Source organism: Solitalea canadensis DSM 3403, assembly GCF_000242635.2.
Classification (GTDB): domain Bacteria; phylum Bacteroidota; class Bacteroidia; order Sphingobacteriales; family Sphingobacteriaceae; genus Solitalea; species Solitalea canadensis.
On record NC_017770.1, the window covers coordinates 2,965,315 to 2,986,823 of the forward strand.

A 21,509-nucleotide genomic window follows, 5' to 3' on the forward strand; every position below is an offset into this window, starting at 1 on the left:
TTAGGGCTTTTAGATTACCGTTCGTTCCAAATCTTATTAAAATGATCTTCCGTAATAAAATCTGTTTCTTCTAAGTCGAGTTCATCAATTGATTGATCATACAGCATTGAATTGTCCTTTTGAGGACTACTCGATGTTAGAAATAATTTTGCATTAGATGTTATTTCAATTTGTCTTATTGCTACACCATTTTGAAAATGTAAGTAAAACAACACATCTCCTTCCTTCCAGTATTTCTTTATAAAAACCTCTTTCATATTATTTAAAATCCTGTTTTTCCTCCTCCTAAAATCCTACCCTTTAAATTTAATGGGGTAGGGGAAGGGTTTAAAAAATTAAATGGTTTATTCTGAATTATATTTAACCCAGAAGTTTCTATTTTAATAAAGTGCGTTAAACGACTACCATTCCAAGGCACCCCAAAAAGTCTGTAAGAAGTTTGTCCTTTTGTAAACATGCCTGGAGCTATATCAGTAAAATACTGTCCTGAACCAAATCTTGCATTTTTTAGGCCAATTGAAGGATTGAGAACCTTTGTATCCATTATGGCATTATATCCAGCTTCACTTGTATAATGATATAATGGAGTACTAGTCTTAGCAATCGCATTTCCAAGCTTTTTAAACAAATACAACTCTACTACCTTTTCGAAAGCATATCCGGCACCATATTCATAATCCGCGGCTGTATAGTTAGGAATATTAGAAGCCAAATCAAATACTTTTTCCCCTAATTGAATGCTCCCATGTGTGCCAAACGTAAAAGTATTTGCAAGGCCATTCAAGTATCCGTTTAGAGTAAATTGGCTTTTTATTCCCTCCCAAGTTCCCAATGCTCCATCTCCAAATCCACTTGCAACATTTGAAGCAGCACTTTTTTCACCCTTTTTCTTTGGGTCATCACCCCCAGAGCCTCCTAAGCTATATTCTTGTTGAACTTGATCCCATTCTACATTTTTTTCCTTTTTACCTTGTTTTCCATCTCCATCTTTATCATCATAATATTGATTAGTAGCCCAATTATAGCGAGACATCATCCCATCCGGATCAATCATTAAGACCGGATTATTATTCCCATATACATACGGACTAAACCCACTTGACATTTCCGCCAAAGGATCCAGCACATGCCACCTGCCTAAAGTTGGATCAAAGAACCTTGCTCCGTAATCATACCAGCCAAGTTCCTTTTGTAACTCTTTGCCATTGTAAAGGTACTTATTATCTCCGCTCGGAGTATAGGATTTTCCCGGCATTTGTAGTCCAAAGGCATAGTAGCTGTCTTCCTGTTCCGATGTTCCGGATTCGTTAACCGTGGCCCTGACATTGCCCAAATGATCGGTCAGGTTATACCGGTAATAATATGGATTACTCGCACCGTTCCAGCTGGCGCGGCCTTCTTCGGTGGCAATAAAGTTTATTGTGGTGGTACCGTTAAAGGTTTGCAGCTGCAGACCGTCCACGTATTCTTCACTGGTGGTGCCGACCGTTTTACGAAGCTTACGACCTGTGGCATCGTACACATAATTGACCGTTGTTCCGTTTTTGGTAATGCTTTGGGGCAGGTTCAGGTAATTATAGCTTATGGCCGTTATCAATCCGTTTTTATCGGTCGAGAGGTTCCCATTGACATCGTAGGTATACTCCCCAGCCTGCTGCATACTTACCGGTTCACTAAAACCCAGATTTTTGTATATGGTGGCTGCATTGGAAAACTCATCCACCTGGTCCAGCTGGTTACTGTTATTACTATTTTTATAACTGTACACTAAAGAATCAATCAGTACATTCCGGCTTCTCCGGCTCAGCTTTTTAATATTTCCCATCAGATCATACTCGTCAATTCGCTCCTGGTAATTATTGCTTAAACCTCCCTGCATGCTTTGGGCTTTGAGCAGGCGATTCAGTTTGTCATACCCAAAGGAATATTCCTGCAAGGTATCCCGGTAGGAGCCTTTCCAGATTATATCGGAAATATTGCCGTTGAACTGGGGTACAGGTCCATTATCGTACTTCAGTTCCATCCCGAACTTATCGGCCGTTCCGGTCAATACACCTGTAACAGCGGCCGGATCATTGATCTTTTTCAGCCAGCCCCGGATGTTGTACTGATAGTCCACCGTTTGAGCATAAGTACTCGCCCCGCTGGCCTGATGCAGTTTCTTGGTGATGAGTTGCCCCAGCTCGTTATACACGTAATCTGCTAGCACGACGGGCTGGCCGCTGGCATTCACCGTTCCGTTAATGATCTTTTCCCGGGTGCGGGTTTTACGGCCCATATGGTCATAGGTGTACCAGGTAAGGAAAGTCTGGGTGCCTGTGCCTTTACTATTGGTATGGATCCGTTTGACGACTAAGGGCAGGCCGGTAAAACTGTACCGGGTGTTCACCAGGTCCTTTCCACCGATGTAATTCTGCCGGTGCACCTGTACCACCTGGCCTTTGGAATCGTAATAGTTCACCGTCCATAAGGAGTCATTGCTGTTGAGTACTTTGACCATGCTGGCGGTAAGCAGGCCTCGGGTCATCAGGCTTTGGGTGTTGAGTGAGTCAGCTACATACGTGTAACCTGTAGGCATGGCAAAGCTGTAATCATCGTAATAATTGGCAACCAGCACTTTCATGGCGGTGGTGGGCAAGGCCCCTTTGGTATAACCATAATGGGCACTTCCCTGGCCCTCCCATAAATTGGCCGTTTGGGCATTTACCTTGGCTTGAAGGGTCGAACGGCGGGCTGTATCGGTATAGATCCCTGTTAAGATCACCCGGCCCATGGCATCGTACTTGGTAAAGAGCCATTCCTTGTTTTTACGCTGGACAGAATCCTGGGTAAAGACCAGTTGATTGATCCTGTTGTACACCAGATGTACCCACCAGGCGCCTGGTATTTTCTTCTGAATCACTCGTTGACGATTGTCATAACGATAGGCGTATATAAAATTATTAAAGACATTATCGGTCACACTTTCGCTGAAACTGGTAGCACTGACGGCAGGTGGGATCACGTAGCGCAAATTGCCAAAGTCATCGTACACATAATAGGTGGACAATGTTTCGGTGGCACCCTGCTGATTTTTGTTAAAGGTGCGCTTCAGCACCACCCGGCCTGCTTTGTCCTTGAACTCTTCAACAGTACCATGCTGCAAGTCAGTCGCTTTCCAGTTTTCGTCCTTAGAGATGGTTTTATACAACTGGCCTGCATTGTAATTGGTAGTTCCCGTGGCACCGTTAGCAGTCAGTTTCCAGAGTTTTACCTCTGTTGCAGTATTGGTACTGTATTCAGTCTTTATGGTATTGCCCAAACTGGTTGTTTTACCTGTTGCATCTTTCAATACCCGAAAAGCTTTACCCGGAGCGCCTTGTTCGGTCATGCGGTTTAGCGGCGAAGCTTCCAGTATGGTTTCTGCAAACGGGAAACTGGTGGTGTCAATACTTTGGGTGGCCAGTTTATAATGGGCCCATACGCCTTGACCCGCAGTTAAGGCATTGGTTTTATAGCCGCCATCCTGTGATCCGGTAATATTAGAATAAGGCAGGTATTTCTTTACCTCCCGTCCAAGGGCATCGTATTCAAAGGGCTGTACGATATCCTTGGCATTGGTAGTTGCCTGTTTCTGTACCGTTTGAAGTGGACGGCCCAATCCATCATAATATTGAATGGTCGTTTGCTGTTGTGTATAAGGCAAACTACTAAGCGTAGCAGGGTCGGTAACAGCAACCATTGGCGTCCGTGTTTGAACGTAATTTTGGTTGCTACTTTGGGCATGCACGTAAATGCTCAACGGCATCAACATACCCAACAATACTATTTTCTTTAAAAATTGATTTTTCATGTTAACGATAGGTATCGATCAATAGCTGTTGTTTATGGCTTATAGTTATAGGTGGACTCTTTTAAAATATTTCCATCGGCATCTTTAATGTATTTCAATCGTTGAAAATCATCGTAGATATAATAAGAAGTATAACCTTTAACGTCTGTTGTACTGGTTATGCCTATTAATGGATCATAGGTGTAGGTGGCCATTTGTGCTTCTACCGGATACAACTTTACGTCATCTATGAATCCGGTACCAAAGAAATTAATAGTTGAAACGTTATTAATTGTTCGTTCGTATAAAGTCCATCCGTTAAGCATTTTCACGGTTACCGGAGTACCTAAAGTTGCTCCAGTAATTTGAAGTGATGTTCCGTTCTTTACCCAATACGAAATAATGTATTGTGCAGATGTGCTTAATGCTCCTTTGCTTATGTATTGAGTAGGAGTAGTACTAAGGGGATAACATTTTTTACCAACCGGCGAGGTTACATCAGTAACTGTTCTTGTAGCGTCAAATATCCAATTTCCTTTTCCGTTCGCCTCAAAACTACTATAAGCTATTGCCGTTGTGTCAGCATTTTTTACTTGAGCTATTGGATATTCATTGTTATAATCCCAGATATAACATACTTTTGGCCCTTTTTCTAACGATAAACAAATTGGATTTCCTTTTGTATCATATTTATAAAACTTTACCCGGGGTTCAAAAATTTCAACTCCATTTTTTACTTCAATAAATTGTGGTAAAAACAAATTCGGATAGGGTTCATAATAATTAACTCTTGTTTGAGCTAACTGTATTCCATTTTCAATTTGTGTTTCTTCAATTTTCAGCGCAATAATATTACGGGTGATCATTTTTTGATAAACACCGGAAGTATCCTTCCCTGTACTTACCATCTCATGAGGATAGGTATATTTCGTTTGTACTATTTTATTGTCACTAGTGCTGGTTTGAGTCAGCGACAACTGAAAATTTAAAGGATTTGAATAAATATATTGTGTTTGGCTCAACAATGGCGACAACCCATTTAAATCATATTCATAAGTACTGGTAGAATCTAAATACACCCATTTTGAATGAAAGCTATAGCTATTCACTTCATATCCTTGAAGCTTTAATGAAGGAAGACCTGTATCAGGGTAATCAAAGTTTTTACTTATAACATATCCTTTTAGTTCATCGCTTGCGGATGCATCAACTTTGTAATGATTAACAATTTCTTTAAGCTTGATGAACGATTCTCCATTTTTTCTAAAATACAACGTGTAGTTCTCTAACCCATTCAACCATCCCGTATTCGTTGCTTTGAGTCCTATCATCAAGTCTTCACCCATTAGCGGTCTTGAATAAGAATCTCTCTGAACAATGTAATTATGCTCAATACCTCCATTTTCAAAATTATCTCCTCCAAGACTTTCCACCACACTTTGATATGATATATTACTTTGTGAGAATTGGTAGGTATTTACTAATGAATTAGAATATGCATTTCTTTGTTTAAAAGAGGTATAATAATGAGTACCGGTAGGTCCTCCACATGCGATAGAATATTTTATATAGGTACTCTTAAACAAAACTGGCTGTAAAGCTATTGTGCCCGATGTTAGATTGAGATTATCTTTTGTGCTGTAATAAATCCTTTTAATTATAGTCTTGCCATTGCCATCATTGGTAATAAGTTTCTCTACACGTACTCCTCCGGTATTTTCATTTACTAAAGTTTGAGATGGAGGACCTGTTACATAAATTACTGAACCTGTGCATCTAACATCAGGATACAATGATTCAATCTGCAAATAATACAGCACTCCTTTGGTTAAACCTGTAATGGGAAAGTTTAGCAATGTTTCTGACAGCTTTAAATTTCTGGTATACATGACCTGATTATCACTTTGTCTTATTACACTTACTGTCATTAAATCTACACTAGGATCTACAGTAGTTGAGCCGTCACTTCCAGTGGCCCACTAAGGTGCCGGCATTTATTTTAATATCGGGTAAAGTTGAATAGTTATCTGAAAATGAAGCTGACGTTCTTATAACATTAATACTCGACTGAGGTAGAATCGATAATGATTTTGTTTGAGTCGGCGGAGGAATGGTTTGGTTTTTAAGGTATGTATTAAGCCCATAAATAATACTGTCGCTTCCTCCTGTAGGATAATTAATTTTAACTAGTATTCCTTTCTTAGTTCCAATTAAATCTACTGTTCTATCTGCATTTGCATCTTTAAAAAGTTGCTTATCTAGATCATTATCGGGAACAGGAACAATATTGGTATTGATTTTCCTGTTATAGTATCCATATAAATCTTGAGAAAAAGATAACCTCTGTGGAAGCCCATTAATATCTTCATATACAAAAGAATGTTTCCTCTGACTCAGTAAATTTGCATCTTTCTCTGTGATATCCATCAAGAATGGTCTTTTCTTTAATTCATCATATTTAATAAAAATATGCTCTAAAGAATTATCAGCAGTTGAGTAGGTGTAGTTAAAATCGATTTGACGAAGCTTCTTGTTATTATCAGTAATGATAATATTTGAAAGAAGTTGTTCAGAGATAACATCTAAACGATTGGTATAATTAAATGAAATAGACGAAGATTTATAAGTAATAGTTCTTAATACTTTTGCCCAAGAACTTAATTCTGTTTTGCACAATCTGTTATCATTCAGTGCTGGAGCAACGGGCATATCGCAAGATCCAGGATCATAAATGTAATTATAAGGCATTGTTAAAACCTGACTTACACCAGCATAGTAGCCTATATATATATCATCATAAGTAAATGAAATTATATCTGTACTAGGCAGCTGAATACTAGATAAATACCATGATGTTGGAATGCGGGATGCAACAGCTCCGTTAGGACTTCCAAAACAATACGCATTAGATGAGGTTAACTCAACTGTTGCAAAAGTGTAAATACTCCCATCAGGAGTGGTGATTGTAAAAGATGAAGTTTCTTGGTCAACAACATTGAACGCTATCTTTAACCCCGTCTTTTGAATTAAAACCGGATTTCTGTTTGCATCTAAAATAAATCTTCCTGAATATCCATTAAAGTTAAATGAAAACTCATCCGGCTCAGTATCCAGAGACTGAGATGCAATAGTATTATCTAGAAAAGTTAAAAAAGATTGATCCATTGCTTGCCAATTAGCCGGAAGACCAGTCCTTGTTGAGCGTTCATCAACCTTTCCATTTACACTTCTTGTAATAACTCCACCCGCGTTTAAAGTCCATCCCATTCCCACCCTTGATGCTATTTGGTCAACTTTTATTCCCGTGGTCGAATATTGTAATTCAATAGGAACGTTTGCCTTACCTGTCGAGAGGGAATAAAGAGGCACTTTAAAACTCAAGGTTCCAGTTTGTAAACCAACGTCTAGCCCTCCGTATTTACCCAATTCTGATGCATTGGGACTTGGTGGTAAAATTTCAGGTAACTTTAAACTAATTGGTTGTTGGGCATACACCCTTACCGTCATCAAACTAAAAAGTAAGATTAATTTTAAATGTTTCATAAATAGATAAATGCACTAAAAATATTTAATATAGAGTAGGCGAGGTATAGATTTTTTTATTAAAGAGCGAGGTAGACAGTTGTGATACTATTGATTTAGATGGCCTCAATATATGATTTTTATTATCACGTCGCAATTTTTTTTCACAAGAAATTCAGCGGTTATTTACAAACTCTACATAATAAATTAAATATCAGCTAATTATTTTTTTAATAGCAGATTCTTTACTTGGTGATTTATTATCCAAAAAATGAATTCATATTTAACCACAGACTCAGTGTTTCCATAAACTGCTGCTATCTTTGACATAATCTAATATTCCCACCGTATTTAATAGGACAAACAGTGGGAATATTTATATTTTATATCAACCATAACAAAAAAGAGCATACCCTCCCAGGCATGCTCTTAATCAGAGAAATAATGAAAAAATCTATCTTATAAATCACCAACCACCTCTTCAGTTAATCCAAATGACAAAGTCATTCCGGCACCTCCCGGGGCGTTAATGATGGTCACTCCTTGTTCCGGAGAATGAATGAACTCTGTTGCTCCATTCGTCATTTTCGCATAGATACCATTCCAGCTTTGCTGCAGGTTCCAGTTTTTAAAATCCGCAAAGGTTTTCAGGTAATCCATAATGTACTGATTGATTTGCGCGCTGTCGAAAGGATCAAAAGTTAATCCGTATTCATGGCTATCACCAATCGTCAATTCGCCTAAATGATTCTGAGAAACCATTACATGGATTCCCCATTTAACCATTTCGGGATACTGATTAGCAATCCGTTCTTTTAAAGCTGCTAATGACGGTGCTATTTTGAATGATTGGTAATGTGTTAAGCTAAGTGCTCCACACAGTGCCGGACCAATACGCCAGTTTTCATCCTGAGCCTCCAAACGCATCATTTGCAGTTTACATTTGGTAATTGGAGCCTGACTGAATGTTTCCGGGTAGAGTGTTTCAAAATCGACGCCGTTACAGATAAAAATATGATCAGCTGACCAGCTCTTTGTTCCACTTATTACTGTTGGGTAGGTAATTGAAGAGATTGCTGTATCCCAATAAAATTCAACATCAAATTTCTTCTGCAGGTAGGCCGCTACCTGATGAACAGCCACTCGCGACTCCACGATCATTTCATCAGCAGAAAATAAGCCACCTAACAATCCTTGCTGAACTGCTGCTGGAGAGTATGATTTAACCTCTTCGGGAGTAAGCATTTTTAACGGTCTATTGCCCTTTTCTGCAGAAACGAATTCTTCTATTACGGCCAATTCATCCTTTTGATAGGCTACGTGCATACTACCAACTTCATCGTACCATATACCGCCTTCTCCGGCAATTTCCTTCCAAATGCTTTTGGTACGAAGTGCACGTTCATAAAGGGTATCCTGAGGCTGACCGACAGGCCAGATCATCCCGAAGTTACGAACAGATGCCCCGGATGCAAATGATCCGCGTTCAAATACTTTTACTTTATATCCTTTTATTGCAAGCGCTCTTGCGGTTCCTAAACCAACAATACCCGCTCCAATTACAATAGCTGTTTTCATTTGTTAAATTAAGTTAAAGAAGCTCAGCCTCTACTTTAGCGTGATGCATATTATTAAATAAATCGGAATCTTCTTTCTTATTTCGTTGATACTTATGATTGAAATAACGCATGGACGCTAATCCCGCTATAAATCCGATTACACTGAATACAATTATGGCTTGTATAAAAAACTGCCCCCAATTGATCGATCCTGCGCCAAATTCTTTCCATGTTAAGACGGACACGCTTCCTAAATAGCCAACAGAATCTGCTATGTAAATCAGAAAACCAACATTGCCCTTTACTTTGAATGCGGCGATCAGGCGATCAAAAAATATAGCGTTATAAGGAATATAAGACAGAAATAATCCGAAACTCACCGTTATCATCCACCAGACCGGATTAGCTTCACCATTTAAGAAAAGCAAGGTGGATAGTCCGGTTAACAAACTACCTCCAATAACAAACAAATGGATAATATTAAGGGCTCGTAAGTTTTTCTTCACCAGGAATAGAAAAGCTACCAACAGCAAAACCGCTATCGTAATGCAGCCATCCACCCATACAAATATGTTGTAATTAGTTACACCGAGCCAATGCCAAATCTCGACTTCGAAATTGTCTCTTACGTCGCGAATTACAGTAAGGATCATGTAAACAAATACGGTTATTACTATACCGGGAAGGAATTCTTTTAAAAAGTCTTTTCGCTGTGTTTTATTCATCGGCCCTCTATCGCTTCTTAGCGCTTTGTCTTCTGCTGTTGGAGGAGGAAGCAGATTCAGCAGAAACAGCGAAATAATTAACGGAACAAAGAACAATGCTCCTACTAAAAATGGCATCCAAAACTCTGAAATAGGTAAGGAAAGCATCCATCTGCCTACCGATTTCACCAATCCCGAAGCAAAAATTAAGGATGAGGCTAAAATGGCTCCTAACACTTCGGTTGTTTTTCGTCCTTCGAGAAAACTAAAAACCAAACCCCAAACCATCCCCAGAGGAAATCCATTTATTAACAAAAATGGGATATTATAAGGAGCTGGAATCAGCGCAAAACCCAAAAGAGCAATCCAGGCTATAACAATACAGGCGATGATCTTTTTGATCCGGCTTTCAGGCTTTACTTCTGCAATATACCTGATTCCATAAAACTTACTGGCTGCATAACCAATTATTTGGGCGAACACCAACCAAACTTTATAATCAATATCCAGGAATTGTAAACCTTCAAAAGTGCCAGCTGTAAAGGATTTTCGGTAGGCATACATAAAAGTATAGGTGCCTAAAGCTCCTAATGCAGCAATGATCGATACCAGCCACGCCGGGGCATCCGGTTTTAACTTGAGCGTTCTCATCCTCACTCTTAATTAAAAAATATCTGCTCCAGCTCTTTCAGACTGTCGATAATATGGGTTGGCTTATAGGGTAAAAGTTCTTCCCTTGTAAAGGCACCCGTAGTTACGCCAATAACATACAAACAACCCGTATTAATTCCCTCATTAATATCAACCTCCGTATCACCAACTTTTGCTACTTCGTTTTCCTTAACACCAGCATTATCCATCATTTTCCGGATCATGTACGGATAAGGCCTCCCCTGTTCCACTTCATCACTAGCCACCAGGTAATCAAATAAATTACGCTCTTTCCACCCTAAACGTTCAACAATTACATCGGCTACTTTTCGAGAAAAACCAGTGTTTAATCCTGCCTTGATTCCCTTTCCTTTTAAGGTATTGAATAAATCTTCTGCGAAAGGGAGTGCATGCAAATCGGGAGTGGTTGCATAAAAATCAACCATGTACTTTTCAAAAGCCTCATGAATTGAATCGATCAATTCAACCGTGATTTTATCCGGATTTGTTTCGTGGATATTAAGCAACTGCAGGATGGCAGTCGTTTTTTTATAACCCATTAAAGGATTAACTTCAGCTAACGTAACGTTATAACCAAAGTCGGCCATCGCTTCTATGAAGGCGGCATGTACATTTTGCCTGTCGACTACTGTAGTCCCGGCCATATCAAAAACACAAAGCTTTAACGACATATTTAAATTTGTTTTAACCTGCCCTTATAAGGCAAAAAATAACATACTTATTGTTTAGCAATACTAAACAAAGTATGTTATTTATAAACAAACTTAGTATTAAGCTTTTGTTAAATAGCTGATAGATTAGACCTTACTCCTGAGGCGAGTAGGTGACGATGTCAATCCCAATACCATTTGGATCTTGTATCGCGAAGTGTCTGTCGCCCCAAGGTTCATTGCGGAGATCGATTTTGATTGCAATTCCTTTTTGCTTTAGTTCTTTATATACCTTGTCTACATCTTCTACTTCAATAGTAAGATACACTCCCTGACCCTGGAATGCTTGTTGAAATAATGGTTGCTGAGAGGCGTGTTCAGGTAGCAGGAAACTTATTTCTGCCTGCTTATTGGGTGTATGTAATAACAGGTAAAACTCATTTTCAAATGTTACCCCGAAGTCCAGAATACTGGTGTAAAAAGCCTTGTTTTCTGCCAGTTTTGTCGTTATTATTCCTGCGTTTAATTTCATGTTGAAGCTTTTGTTAGATGGATTTGATTGTGCGTAATTAGTTAACGATACACCTAGTATTGTTAAGATGATTAGTAATCGTTTCATGATTGTATTGATTTAACAATACAAAAATCGCACTGTTGAGGACCTTAAAATTGTAAAAATCGGACAACTTAATTCAGAAGGCTTTTCCTGGGGTAATGCCGTACAGGTTTTTAAACTCTTTAATAAAATGGGCCTGATCATAATAGCCATTTTCTAAGAACAGCTTATTACCTTTCAAACTTTGCTGGGAGGGTTTAGCTTGAAGAATTTGCTGAAATCTAACAATCTTATTAAATGTTTTAGCGGTATCGCCAATATAAAACTCAAAAAGTCGTCGCAACTGACGTGGACTGATCCCTGTATCCAGCTCCGTTTCTATATTTATTGCTCCTGATTTATTCAGTATAATTTCAATTGCTCCGTACAAGCGGATGTCATTATTGAAAGTTATCTCCGACAAACGTTTCAAAAAATAACGATCAAGTGTTTCTTTTATCTGCTTTGGAGATAATTTTTCCGTAAGGTTATTAGCAATAAATATAGAGGTGGAAGGAATAACCGATCTCAACTCTTCAAACCGGTCACTCAATTCAATTGCACTAATACCAAACAGCTGAGGAAACATGGTTGGCAGAAACCTCACTCCAACATAATTAAACGAATTTTCAAGTGGAAATTCGGTATACTGCTTACAAAATCCCATCACATAGCTGTTATGCGGATTATCCAGCTCAAAATAGATATCAATACAACCATCAGCCACTACCCTGTAAATAAACTCTTCGTTTAGTTTTTCGGTCGTTTTAAGCTGCCAATAGCAATAGATAAGTGGCTGTAATTTAGCATCCGGCAGAAACTCGACGTAACTCACATTGCTGGCTGTTTGCTTAACAGTTGGCTGAACAGGGGCATAAAGTGTCCGGATGTTTGTTATCACTTTCAGAGGTTGCGTTGTGGTAACAAAGGTAAGAGAAAATTAGGTTGATAGTTCATGGTTCATAGTTGAAAATGGTCCATGGTCCATAGTCCATGGTGATTGTATAGTTGCATTACTTAACTTTTTATCTGGATAGTCTCAAAAATAAAATTGATACTCTAGTCTATAGAAAAACTTCTATGGACTATGGACTATGGACTATGAACTATGAACTATGAACTATGGACTATGAACTATGGACTATGAACTATGAACCATGAACTAAAACCCATTCAACTCCCTCAATTTCTCCCGAATGTACTTCCCGGCATCTGTTAACTGATCTGTTGTCCAGTTTCCATTAACAGGGGCTCCCGGCATAAGCAAGGCTGTGGTTTCTTTTTTATCTGTAATGTTCCAGTTGGCCCAGCTGAGTTTATTCGACTCCATCCAATTAAGCCATTCGTTGGTTTTTACTCTGTTGAACTCACCATCGCCGTTTGCTTCGCCAACCCCCCATTCGGTTACAAATAAAGCCAGACCATTTTTAATAGCCAGATCGGCACGGGCCCTTAACATTTCATTATGATTTGGGTCAGAAGCATAAAAGTGAAATGAATAGGCAGTGTTATTAAAACTCGTTATAGGATCTTTGGAGGCAATATCCACATCCTGATCCCAACTCGAGCTTCCCACAACGATCAGCTTATTGGGATCGTTTTTCCTGATTGTTTTGATCACATCCACTGCATACGCTTTAATAGCAGGCCAGGTTTGACGTTCAGGCTCATTCCAAATCTCATAAATGATATTTGGTTTATCGGCGTAACGTTTCGCTACTTTATCAAAAAAGCCTTTAGACTCTTCCAGGTGCTGTTCGGCATTATGGTCATGCCAGTCGATCAATACGTAAATTCCTTTCGCTAAAGCATGATCAATCACTTTGGTTATCAAGGCATATTGTTGTTCGGGCTGCTGAAGATAGCCTCCATCATGCTGAATCGCCATTGATACTCTCAGTAATGATATTTTAAAGTCTTTGATCAACCAGTCGATCACTTCTGTGTTGTAATACTTCTGCCCCTGCCAAATGCTCCACGACAAGCTTATTCCTCTTAATTGAGACGGGACATTATTTACATCAACTATTTTTCCGTTTACAACTTTTAGTGCTCCGTGGTTCTTAACCGGAGCTACCCATTGTGCATTGGAACTACCTATTATGGAAATTAGAAGCAGCAAAGAAACCAATGCTTTTTTTGATATTGATTGAATTACCATTTTTTTAGTTTTTTAAGATAAGCTGTAAGTTCATTGGCGATTTGTAAGTGGTCCTCCAAATCCGGATGATCACCACAGCCGTTGTGATAGCGTTTAGAAAAGAAATAAGAATCGATATTCTCATCTCCGGATTTTTTCACCGCCGCAACAATACTTGTTAGTTGATTTTTAAGTACAGCTACCAGTTTTTCATCCGCCATAGGACTGGTCAGGCAAACGATTGTTGCTTTGGGATAATGAGAACGGAGCTGTGTTATAAATTTCACGTAAGCACTGCAAAATGTAGCTGAATCCTGAATACCATCATTCTGGCCCAGACAAACAGTAACTACATCAGGAACATAATTCTTGAAGTTCCATTTTATGCTATCCTCCCGCATATATATTTTGTCAAACACTTGCGGCATCTTAATAGTGAGGTTGCAACAGCTATGAATAAGTCCAATGCCTGAAACGGAACTTAATTGCCACTGTGCATTTAAAGACCGCGCTGTTATTGCTCCATAACTCAGGTAAGCATTATGCTGATCATACCACTCGCCTTTGTCGCATTTAATTACCGATTCGTCGCTACCCATACCACAGGTTATTGAATTTCCAATAAACTCAATTTTCCGTGAAGGAGCTGGTGCTAAAGGAAGCAACTTTTCACATTTTAAGCCTAAAAACTCCAGATAACCGATCCCAGATTCAGTGGTTTTACAAATAAGAATCTTGTGCGTTTTTTTATTCGTTTTTGCAGTAATAGTTAATGCATTTGTTTTTCCGGTTAGTTTAATCCGTTGTGGCTGCTCATCATCAATAACCACTGTGATGTAATTATGATACTTTCCGTAAAGCATTTCATCATTTAACTGTATTTCACAGCTTTTACCTTCAAAAGCTGCCTCAATATATACGCCGGACGCCCAGAAACGAGGTAGTTTTTCATTGGAAAAATCGATACGACCAGTATATCGGAATAATGAATTATCGGCGGGATAAAAATGTGGGGGTGTTGCCTTTGAACTAAAAGAAATCAACAGGCAAACAAGAATGGGTAGTATTCTTTTCACTGTTCGAGAAGGTTTAATTGTTTATACTTTAACCCAACCCTGTCCCCTCTCAAAAAGGGGAAACCTCATTTCAGAGCAGGGGATTAGGGTGAGTTACCTATTATTACATTACAAACTCGTTATTTTATTAATTCAAGCCTCAATACCACCACGTCACGTGCAGGTACTTTTGTGCTAAAAGGTTTCTTGGTTGTACCTGTTTTTTTCTTCGTCCATAAATTTTTTAGTGTATAGGTTGAAGTCTGCCCATTCAATTCCTTTCCAGAAAGTGAATCCTGAATAATCACTTTTTTCCAATCCAATGAAACTACTTTTTCACTTTTACTTCTGTTGAGAAAACAAATAGCCCAGTCCCCTCCTTTTAGCGGCTTTAACCATGTTTGCAGGCTATCTACAGAAGTATGCTTAAATCCTTGGATACCCAACGAATCTTGGTTAATGGCAATTATGTCTTTATTGGTTAATACTTCAACCGTTTCCTTATCCATGTTACGAATATCATTACCGGCAATCAGTGGAGCAGCCAGCATGGCCCACATGGTAAAGTGTGCCCGATCTTCCCTAGGGGTTAGTTTTCCGTTACCTACCTCCAACATATCAGGATCATTCCAATGGCCAGGCCCGGCATATTTACGGAGGCCATCCTGCATATCTAAAATTTGCATGGTTCCAAACGATTTCCAGGTTCCATGATCTTCGATGCAATCAAAACAGTTATAGATATCACCGGTGGTACGCCATAAATGCCCAACCGTTTTACCCCATTCCCATGGCTTATCATTACCCCACTCACAAATACTCAACACAATTGGACGGCCCGCACGACGCAATGCAGCTGTAATTGTTTTATAAGCACCTTCAGCTTTTAACCCTTCGGTATTACACCAATCGTATTTTAAATAATCAATTCCCCATGCAGCATAGGTCATTGCATCCTGAAATTCATAGCCACGGCTACCAGGTCGGCCTCCACAGGTCTGCGAGCCGGCATCTGAATAAATACCGATTTTTAACCCTTTGGAATGAATATAATCGGCCAGCGCTTTCATGCCCGAAGGAAAACGTTTAGGATCAGGGTGAATAAAGCCTAAACTATCACGATCACCATGCCAGCAGTCATCAATGTTAATGTAGGTATAACCCGCGTCTTTCATTCCCGAGCTTACCATAGCATCAGCGATTGATTTAATCAGGTTTTCATCCACATTACAAGCAAATTTGTTCCAACTGTTCCATCCCATAGGTGGAGTCAGCGCAAGGCCTTCATACTTGGTATAATTCTGAACGTAGTTATTGCCTTGTCCGAAAGCAAAACAGGTTAGGCTTAGCAAGCTGAAGAGTGTAAGAAGTTTTTTCATTATCTATTTATTTTTCTAATGATTATAAAGGGACACACCTCTAACCTCTCTCGATAGGAGAATCAGGTTGTAGTTTCCCCTCTTGAGAGGGGTTGGGGGTGTGTTCTCAACTGTTCTTTCAAATCAGTATCCTATTTCAATTTATACATGCTTCCTATCTTATCTCCAAACATGATATAGGCATCATTCTTAAACTTTATAAAGTCGGATTCAGAAGCATGGCCCTTGTATGGGGTCCAAAATGCATTAGGCGTGTTAGTCCACACCATTGCATAGGCAAGTTCCACCTTTTGTTCTTTTAGTGCCTTTAAAAGCGTTTGGGTATACCAATCCTTTTTTGTTAGGTTTTGCAACCCTGTTTCTGTTAAAGCCGCCAGCTTATTCTGTTTTTTGGCATAATCCGAAATGATTTTAAGCTTATTTGCTGCAATTGATACAGAACCGTCCACCTTCATATCTTCATAATTATCCATTCCGACAAGGTCTACGAAGGCATCACCAGGATAACGCTCCAGGTATTCAGCTTCAGTGGTAAAGTTTCTGTCGGGCGACCATGCATATAGGAAATTATGTACACCTAACTCATCCCGCAGGTAAGTTACCGTAAACTGATACAATGATTTATAATCAGCAGCAGTGCAATGTGCTTTCCCCCACCAGAACCAATCGCCGTCGAACTCATGAAATGGCCTGAAAATAATGGGGACAAGCTTGCCATCAGCTCCGATAAGCGTTTGGGCAAAATCAGCTATTTCTTTAAGGGATTTTTTATAAACTTCATGGTAGGCTCCACCTGGTAATATCTGACTTACTGCCTCTTGCGGCGAATCATTCCAGTAAAAGCTTCCCTTTGAAACCGGATTAGCATAATGCCAGCAAAACGTATTAACTCCGCCTCTGTTATAGGCCTGTACAGCACAATCACGGGCTATTTGCTTCTCATAATCGAACCAGACCCCATCCGCAAAATTGGCTATATGAATAAAATCATGACCATAAACTGCGGGATAGGCTCCGGTAACTTCTTTCACATCCGACCGCGAAAGATCATATGGCATGTTATCTTGTTCATTTTCCCAAGAGTATCCTCGTTTGGTATCATCCTGATGGCCAAATAATACCTTGGTTTTTGAGCTTACTTTCAATTTATAAAACAGTGCAGTAGTTTCTTCTGTAGCTGATTTATCAACCAACCACGTACGAACGGTTGTTAAATCAGGAATTTCTTCAGGTACAACAACCTCTCCTCCATCACCCTCTGGTTTTGGTGAATCTTTTTTACAAGCTCCTAAAACAGTAAAGATGATTAATGGCAGTATCACAATTGCTTTTATCCTCATGATCTTACTTTGGACTTACTGCAAATTGCTTGATTATATTCCAAGTACTTTTATCACTGTCGAAGACCGTATTAAGTCCTTGTTCTTCTTGTGGTGGATCACCCATAAAGTCATCTCCTTCTTTCCAAAATTCCTGATGCGGAACTGGACGGGCGGTACCTCCAAATGCCCAGAAATTACATCCGGCAATTGAATGGTTTTGGAGTACACTGTTTTTCCATTGTGTAAACACGACAGAGTAATAACCATCACGTGCCGCAGTGGTAGTAGTAGGGTCAAACGAATGTTGATCTCTTGGTAAGCCAAATTCCTCTATCACCAATGGCTTATTAAGCTTATCTGCAATTTGTTTTTGTGTTTGAATGTAGCGGACCGTTTTGGCAATTACAGAATCAAGTCCTTGTTCAATTTCTTTACCCTTAAACCAACTCCAGTTTTTTGGCCAGATATGTAGGGTGAGGTAATCAATCTGTGAAGGACGATGAACCTCTTCAAATAATTCGGCTGATTCTTCTGTTCCCATTATCCCTTCTGTACCCAAGGTTACGAGGTGATTTTTATCCAATGATTTAATAAAAACAGCCATTTCTGAGGTCCATTGCTTATAGGCATCTACAGCTGTTGGACGCATTGGACGAGGCTCATTTGCCAACTCCCAGGCCATAATAGCGGGGTCGTCTCTATAGGCTTTTTTAGTATAGCTATTAACCCGGTTCACAATCAATTGAACCTGTTTTTTATAATCTTCAATGCAAGGCTGACATGAGTAAAATTTGCTGGTGTTATCACGCAAATCATCCCAATTCAATTTTCTTTGCATGGTTGAGTCGGTAATAATCTTGTTCCAGCTTAAATATTGAAGAAAACCACCGCTCCACTCCCAATTATTACTCAGAAATAAAACAGCATGCATCTTTCTTTTTCCTATCTCGAACAGCAGAAAATCAAGTCCTTCTAATAATGACTCATCAAATTGTCCTTGCTCTGCTTGTAAAGTCGGTTTTACACGCTCCACTCCATTAACCAACCCTTTACCTTCAGATCCGGCTAAGACACGAAGATTGGTTACTCCATGTGCTTTCAGAAAGTCCAATTCTTTTCTCAGCCTGTCTTTGCCATGTTTTTTATCTTTTACCAACGCCAGCAATCCACCATACCAATAATTAGTACCTATATAATAGTAAGGTTTGTTATTAAGAATGAATTGATGGTTTTTTACGCTGACAAAATTGGATTGAGCCTCGGTTTTGGAACCAAATAATAGCAATGTAAAGAGAAGTATACCAGAAAGAGTTATTTTCATTACAATAGATCATAAAAAAGCCTGATCAATACAGCTGTTGGTAGTTGATCAGGCTTTTAGTTAGTTAATTATTTCACAAAAATCACATCATCAAAATAGAATGACTCGTTTTGTTTATCCGGACCTTCTATCCAGAAACCTAATTGTTTAAATGTATTTCCTTTAGCCCATAGTCCTAATGACGAAAGAGGAATCTTGAAATAAGTCCAAACGTTAGCAGGAATAACTATCGGAGCTGATCTGTCAGAGTTACCATATCCACCCGCACGTTGATCGCCAGTAATGTATAAAACATAGTCAGCTGAAGCGCCTTTTACCCAAAATGATAAGTACTTAAAGTCTGGTGAATAGGCACAACCGGCATTCCAATTAGCAAAACCGTCTGCACTCCAATTTCCTTTGTTATAGGTTGCTTTGAATGATTTGCTACCAGATTTTATGTATTCAGAAGATACCTCCGCAGGGCCCCATGAGCCATTTTCAAAACCATTTTCATAGTTATCGGCGAATATTTTGAATGCTTTATCAAGGTTAACAAATTCCTGAGTAGTGGTTATCGGACCTGTAGGATTGGTTATCACTAAGGAAACAGTGTTTGCGTTTGATGCAGGCATTTTAATTACCAATTGTTTCTTATTTTTTGAAACAATAGTGGCCTCATCACTGCTACCGTTTAAAACAACTGAACTAACATCTTCCAGGTTATTTCCTGAAAGTGTTATTTGAGTACCCTCAACAAAGTTGTAGTTAGACACTGTTGAAACTAATGGCAACGCAATTACATTGAAAGGTACTGAAAACTGCTTACCGATTTTATTGGTAATAATGATATTTTGTTCACCTCCATTAGCAGTATCCGGAACTCTGAAAATAAGTGATTTATCAGTATTGTAAACCGGATTAAACGGTGCAGGAACATCTCCTTTATCAAAAACAATACTGGTAATTTCACCCAAACCGCTACCGGTAAGTGTTAACACTTCATTTCCTTTTGCCGATCCCGGATCTAATTTGTCTGCCTTAGGATTAGCAGAAGCTTCTGCCGCCGGTTCTGCTTCCTGCGTACATGATTGCATAACTGACACACTCGCTATTACAATCAGCAGGTTTCTTAAATATTTCTCTATTTTTTTCATAATCGTACGTGATTAGAATAGTGTGATCAATTATTTATAATAAGGTACTGCAGGTTCCAACAACGCAGGGTCTGATACCGTTTCCGACTGAGGAATAGGCAAGAACAACTGCGATGGAGAAGAAATAGACGCTTTGAAGCTTGTCAATTTTCCGTCTCCGCCAAGTGTACCGCGCTCTTGAGCAGCAATCATCTGCTGTGCTTTCGCAAAACCCTGACGCTGAATATCAAACCAATAATCACCTTCAAAAGCAAACTCTACTTTTCGCTCATGCAAAATGTTGTCAATTGTTAATGAAGTTTTATCTGCTGACACTCCAAAGCCGGCGCGATGGCGTACCATATTGAAATATTTAAGTGCATTTGCATCAGAAGTTGAACCACCTCCTGCTAATATTGATTCAGCATAGATTAATAACACATCTGAATAACGAAGAATGTATGTACACATACTGTTATGGCTATCAGGTGTTACAACTTCACCACTTCTGTTTGGACCAACCACATACTTTTGGATATTGGTACGTGTTGGAGTGAAGATGAAATGGTCGTTGGTAACTTTTCCTGTGGTGTCATAAGTAAATCCTTCAGGGAAGTTTTCATTTACCCATTCAGACTTATGAAATCCATGTTCCATAATTGACCAGCTACGTCTTTTATCGCCAACTTCATAACCTGTTGAAGTATTCAACACATCAAATGAAGGTACTGCCGCCGAATAACCATTACCTCCGGTTGGAAGCGGCTTTAACAAAGGCTGAGGTGCAACGTATAACTGGTAACGGTTTCCACCGTTCCAACCCATTGCTGCTAACCACCTTAATGAGAATAAAGACTCTTTATTATTATAGTTACCAATTACAGATGAGGTGAACATACCGTTGTAATCAGTCAGCAACCCAATTCTTCCGGTAGCTTCAGCATAATCAATAACTTCTTTAGCTTTTGCTTTGGCGTTCTCATAGTCTTTACTGTATAAGTAAATTTTTGCCATCATACCTTTAGCAGAATACCTAGTCACACGACCATCCTGGTAAGCTACTTCAGGTAAGTTTGCTTCAGCATATTTAAGATCTTCCAGTGCAAAACGAAGAACATCTTTCTGAATATAACGAGGAACGTTTCCGTTGCCAGGTTTTGTCAAATCCAAGGGATTATCAACAATCGGAGCATCGCCGAATGTACGTGCGATGTAGAAGTAGGCAAAACCACGAATAAATCTTGCTTCAGCAATACCTAAATTGAGGTACCCTGCATCCACTGCGGTTTTCTTTTTCTCCTCAAACGCCTGAATTAATACAGATGCTTGTCCGGCAGCTTTGTAACATGACTTCCATGTATCCATTACCAAACCATCCGTACTTTGAATATTAAAATTGTAGAATGAGTTATACTGAGCATTACCCTGCATACCGGTAACCGTTCCTCCTAATACGTCACCTACCGATATAAAGGCTTTATCTGACCAATCATTCCATACTGAATTGTACAACAATCCGGTAGCTCCGTTTACTTCCTCAGCATTGGTATAGTAGGTATCAATAGTTGGGTTAGTGGTTGATGGATGATTCAGAAAATCGTCCTTACAAGCACTGCCCATGTATGCTATAACTCCTAAAAGGAATATGATTTTTGCTTTCATGT

General features: G+C 39.2%; 16 protein-coding genes. All 16 read right to left on the minus strand.

Features of this window, described 5'->3' with window-relative positions; genetic code table 11:
* Positions 1–14 precede the first annotated feature (14 nt).
* Positions 15–257 (minus strand): hypothetical protein, encoded by a 243-nt coding sequence (locus tag SOLCA_RS12185; protein ID WP_014680754.1) that lies wholly within the window; start codon positions 255–257, stop codon positions 15–17.
* A 5-nt stretch (positions 258–262) separates the two neighbouring features.
* Positions 263–3,832 carry a DUF6443 domain-containing protein gene (locus tag SOLCA_RS12190; RefSeq protein ID WP_014680755.1) on the minus strand — a complete coding sequence of 1,190 codons (3,570 nt, stop codon included), beginning with the start codon at positions 3,830–3,832 and terminating at the stop codon, positions 263–265.
* 32 nt (positions 3,833–3,864) lie between these two features.
* Positions 3,865–5,700 (minus strand): hypothetical protein, encoded by a 1,836-nt coding sequence (locus SOLCA_RS12195; RefSeq protein ID WP_014680756.1) that lies wholly within the window; start codon positions 5,698–5,700, stop codon positions 3,865–3,867.
* Between the two features lie 73 nt (positions 5,701–5,773).
* Positions 5,774–7,354, minus strand: coding sequence for a hypothetical protein (locus SOLCA_RS12200; protein ID WP_014680757.1), 1,581 nt, complete (start codon positions 7,352–7,354; stop codon positions 5,774–5,776).
* A 438-nt stretch (positions 7,355–7,792) separates the two neighbouring features.
* A complete protein-coding gene (locus SOLCA_RS12205; protein WP_014680758.1) occupies positions 7,793–8,911 on the minus strand; it encodes a TIGR03364 family FAD-dependent oxidoreductase in 1,119 nt (372 codons plus the stop codon).
* 13 nt (positions 8,912–8,924) lie between these two features.
* A complete protein-coding gene (locus SOLCA_RS12210; protein WP_014680759.1) occupies positions 8,925–10,247 on the minus strand; it encodes a DUF5690 family protein in 1,323 nt (440 codons plus the stop codon).
* A gap of 8 nt (positions 10,248–10,255) precedes the next feature.
* A complete protein-coding gene (locus SOLCA_RS12215) occupies positions 10,256–10,939 on the minus strand; it encodes an HAD hydrolase-like protein (RefSeq protein ID WP_014680760.1) in 684 nt (227 codons plus the stop codon).
* A gap of 133 nt (positions 10,940–11,072) precedes the next feature.
* Complete coding sequence (locus SOLCA_RS12220; RefSeq protein ID WP_014680761.1) at positions 11,073–11,537, minus strand: VOC family protein; 465 nt, start codon at positions 11,535–11,537, stop codon at positions 11,073–11,075.
* A 73-nt stretch (positions 11,538–11,610) separates the two neighbouring features.
* A complete protein-coding gene (locus tag SOLCA_RS12225) occupies positions 11,611–12,414 on the minus strand; it encodes an AraC family transcriptional regulator (RefSeq protein WP_014680762.1) in 804 nt (267 codons plus the stop codon).
* A 261-nt stretch (positions 12,415–12,675) separates the two neighbouring features.
* Positions 12,676–13,674, minus strand: coding sequence for a glycoside hydrolase family 5 protein (locus SOLCA_RS12230; protein WP_014680763.1), 999 nt, complete (start codon positions 13,672–13,674; stop codon positions 12,676–12,678).
* A complete protein-coding gene (locus SOLCA_RS12235) occupies positions 13,668–14,729 on the minus strand; it encodes an SGNH/GDSL hydrolase family protein (RefSeq protein WP_014680764.1) in 1,062 nt (353 codons plus the stop codon). Before SOLCA_RS12235 ends, SOLCA_RS12230 begins: the two co-directional genes overlap by 7 nt.
* A gap of 119 nt (positions 14,730–14,848) precedes the next feature.
* A complete protein-coding gene (locus SOLCA_RS12240) occupies positions 14,849–16,087 on the minus strand; it encodes a glycoside hydrolase family 27 protein (protein WP_014680765.1) in 1,239 nt (412 codons plus the stop codon).
* 131 nt (positions 16,088–16,218) lie between these two features.
* The gene (locus SOLCA_RS12245; RefSeq protein WP_014680766.1) at positions 16,219–17,427 is read right to left on the minus strand and encodes a glycoside hydrolase family 26 protein; all 1,209 of its coding nucleotides are present in this window, start codon (positions 17,425–17,427) and stop codon (positions 16,219–16,221) included.
* 4 nt (positions 17,428–17,431) lie between these two features.
* Positions 17,432–18,730 carry a glycoside hydrolase 5 family protein gene (locus SOLCA_RS12250; protein WP_014680767.1) on the minus strand — a complete coding sequence of 433 codons (1,299 nt, stop codon included), beginning with the start codon at positions 18,728–18,730 and terminating at the stop codon, positions 17,432–17,434.
* 68 nt (positions 18,731–18,798) lie between these two features.
* Positions 18,799–19,866: an IPT/TIG domain-containing protein gene (locus SOLCA_RS12255; protein WP_014680768.1), complete on the minus strand. Its 1,068-nt coding sequence runs from the start codon at positions 19,864–19,866 to the stop codon at positions 18,799–18,801.
* Positions 19,867–19,896: 30 nt separating this feature from the next.
* Positions 19,897–21,507, minus strand: coding sequence for a RagB/SusD family nutrient uptake outer membrane protein (locus tag SOLCA_RS12260; protein WP_014680769.1), 1,611 nt, complete (start codon positions 21,505–21,507; stop codon positions 19,897–19,899).
* Positions 21,508–21,509 lie beyond the last annotated feature (2 nt).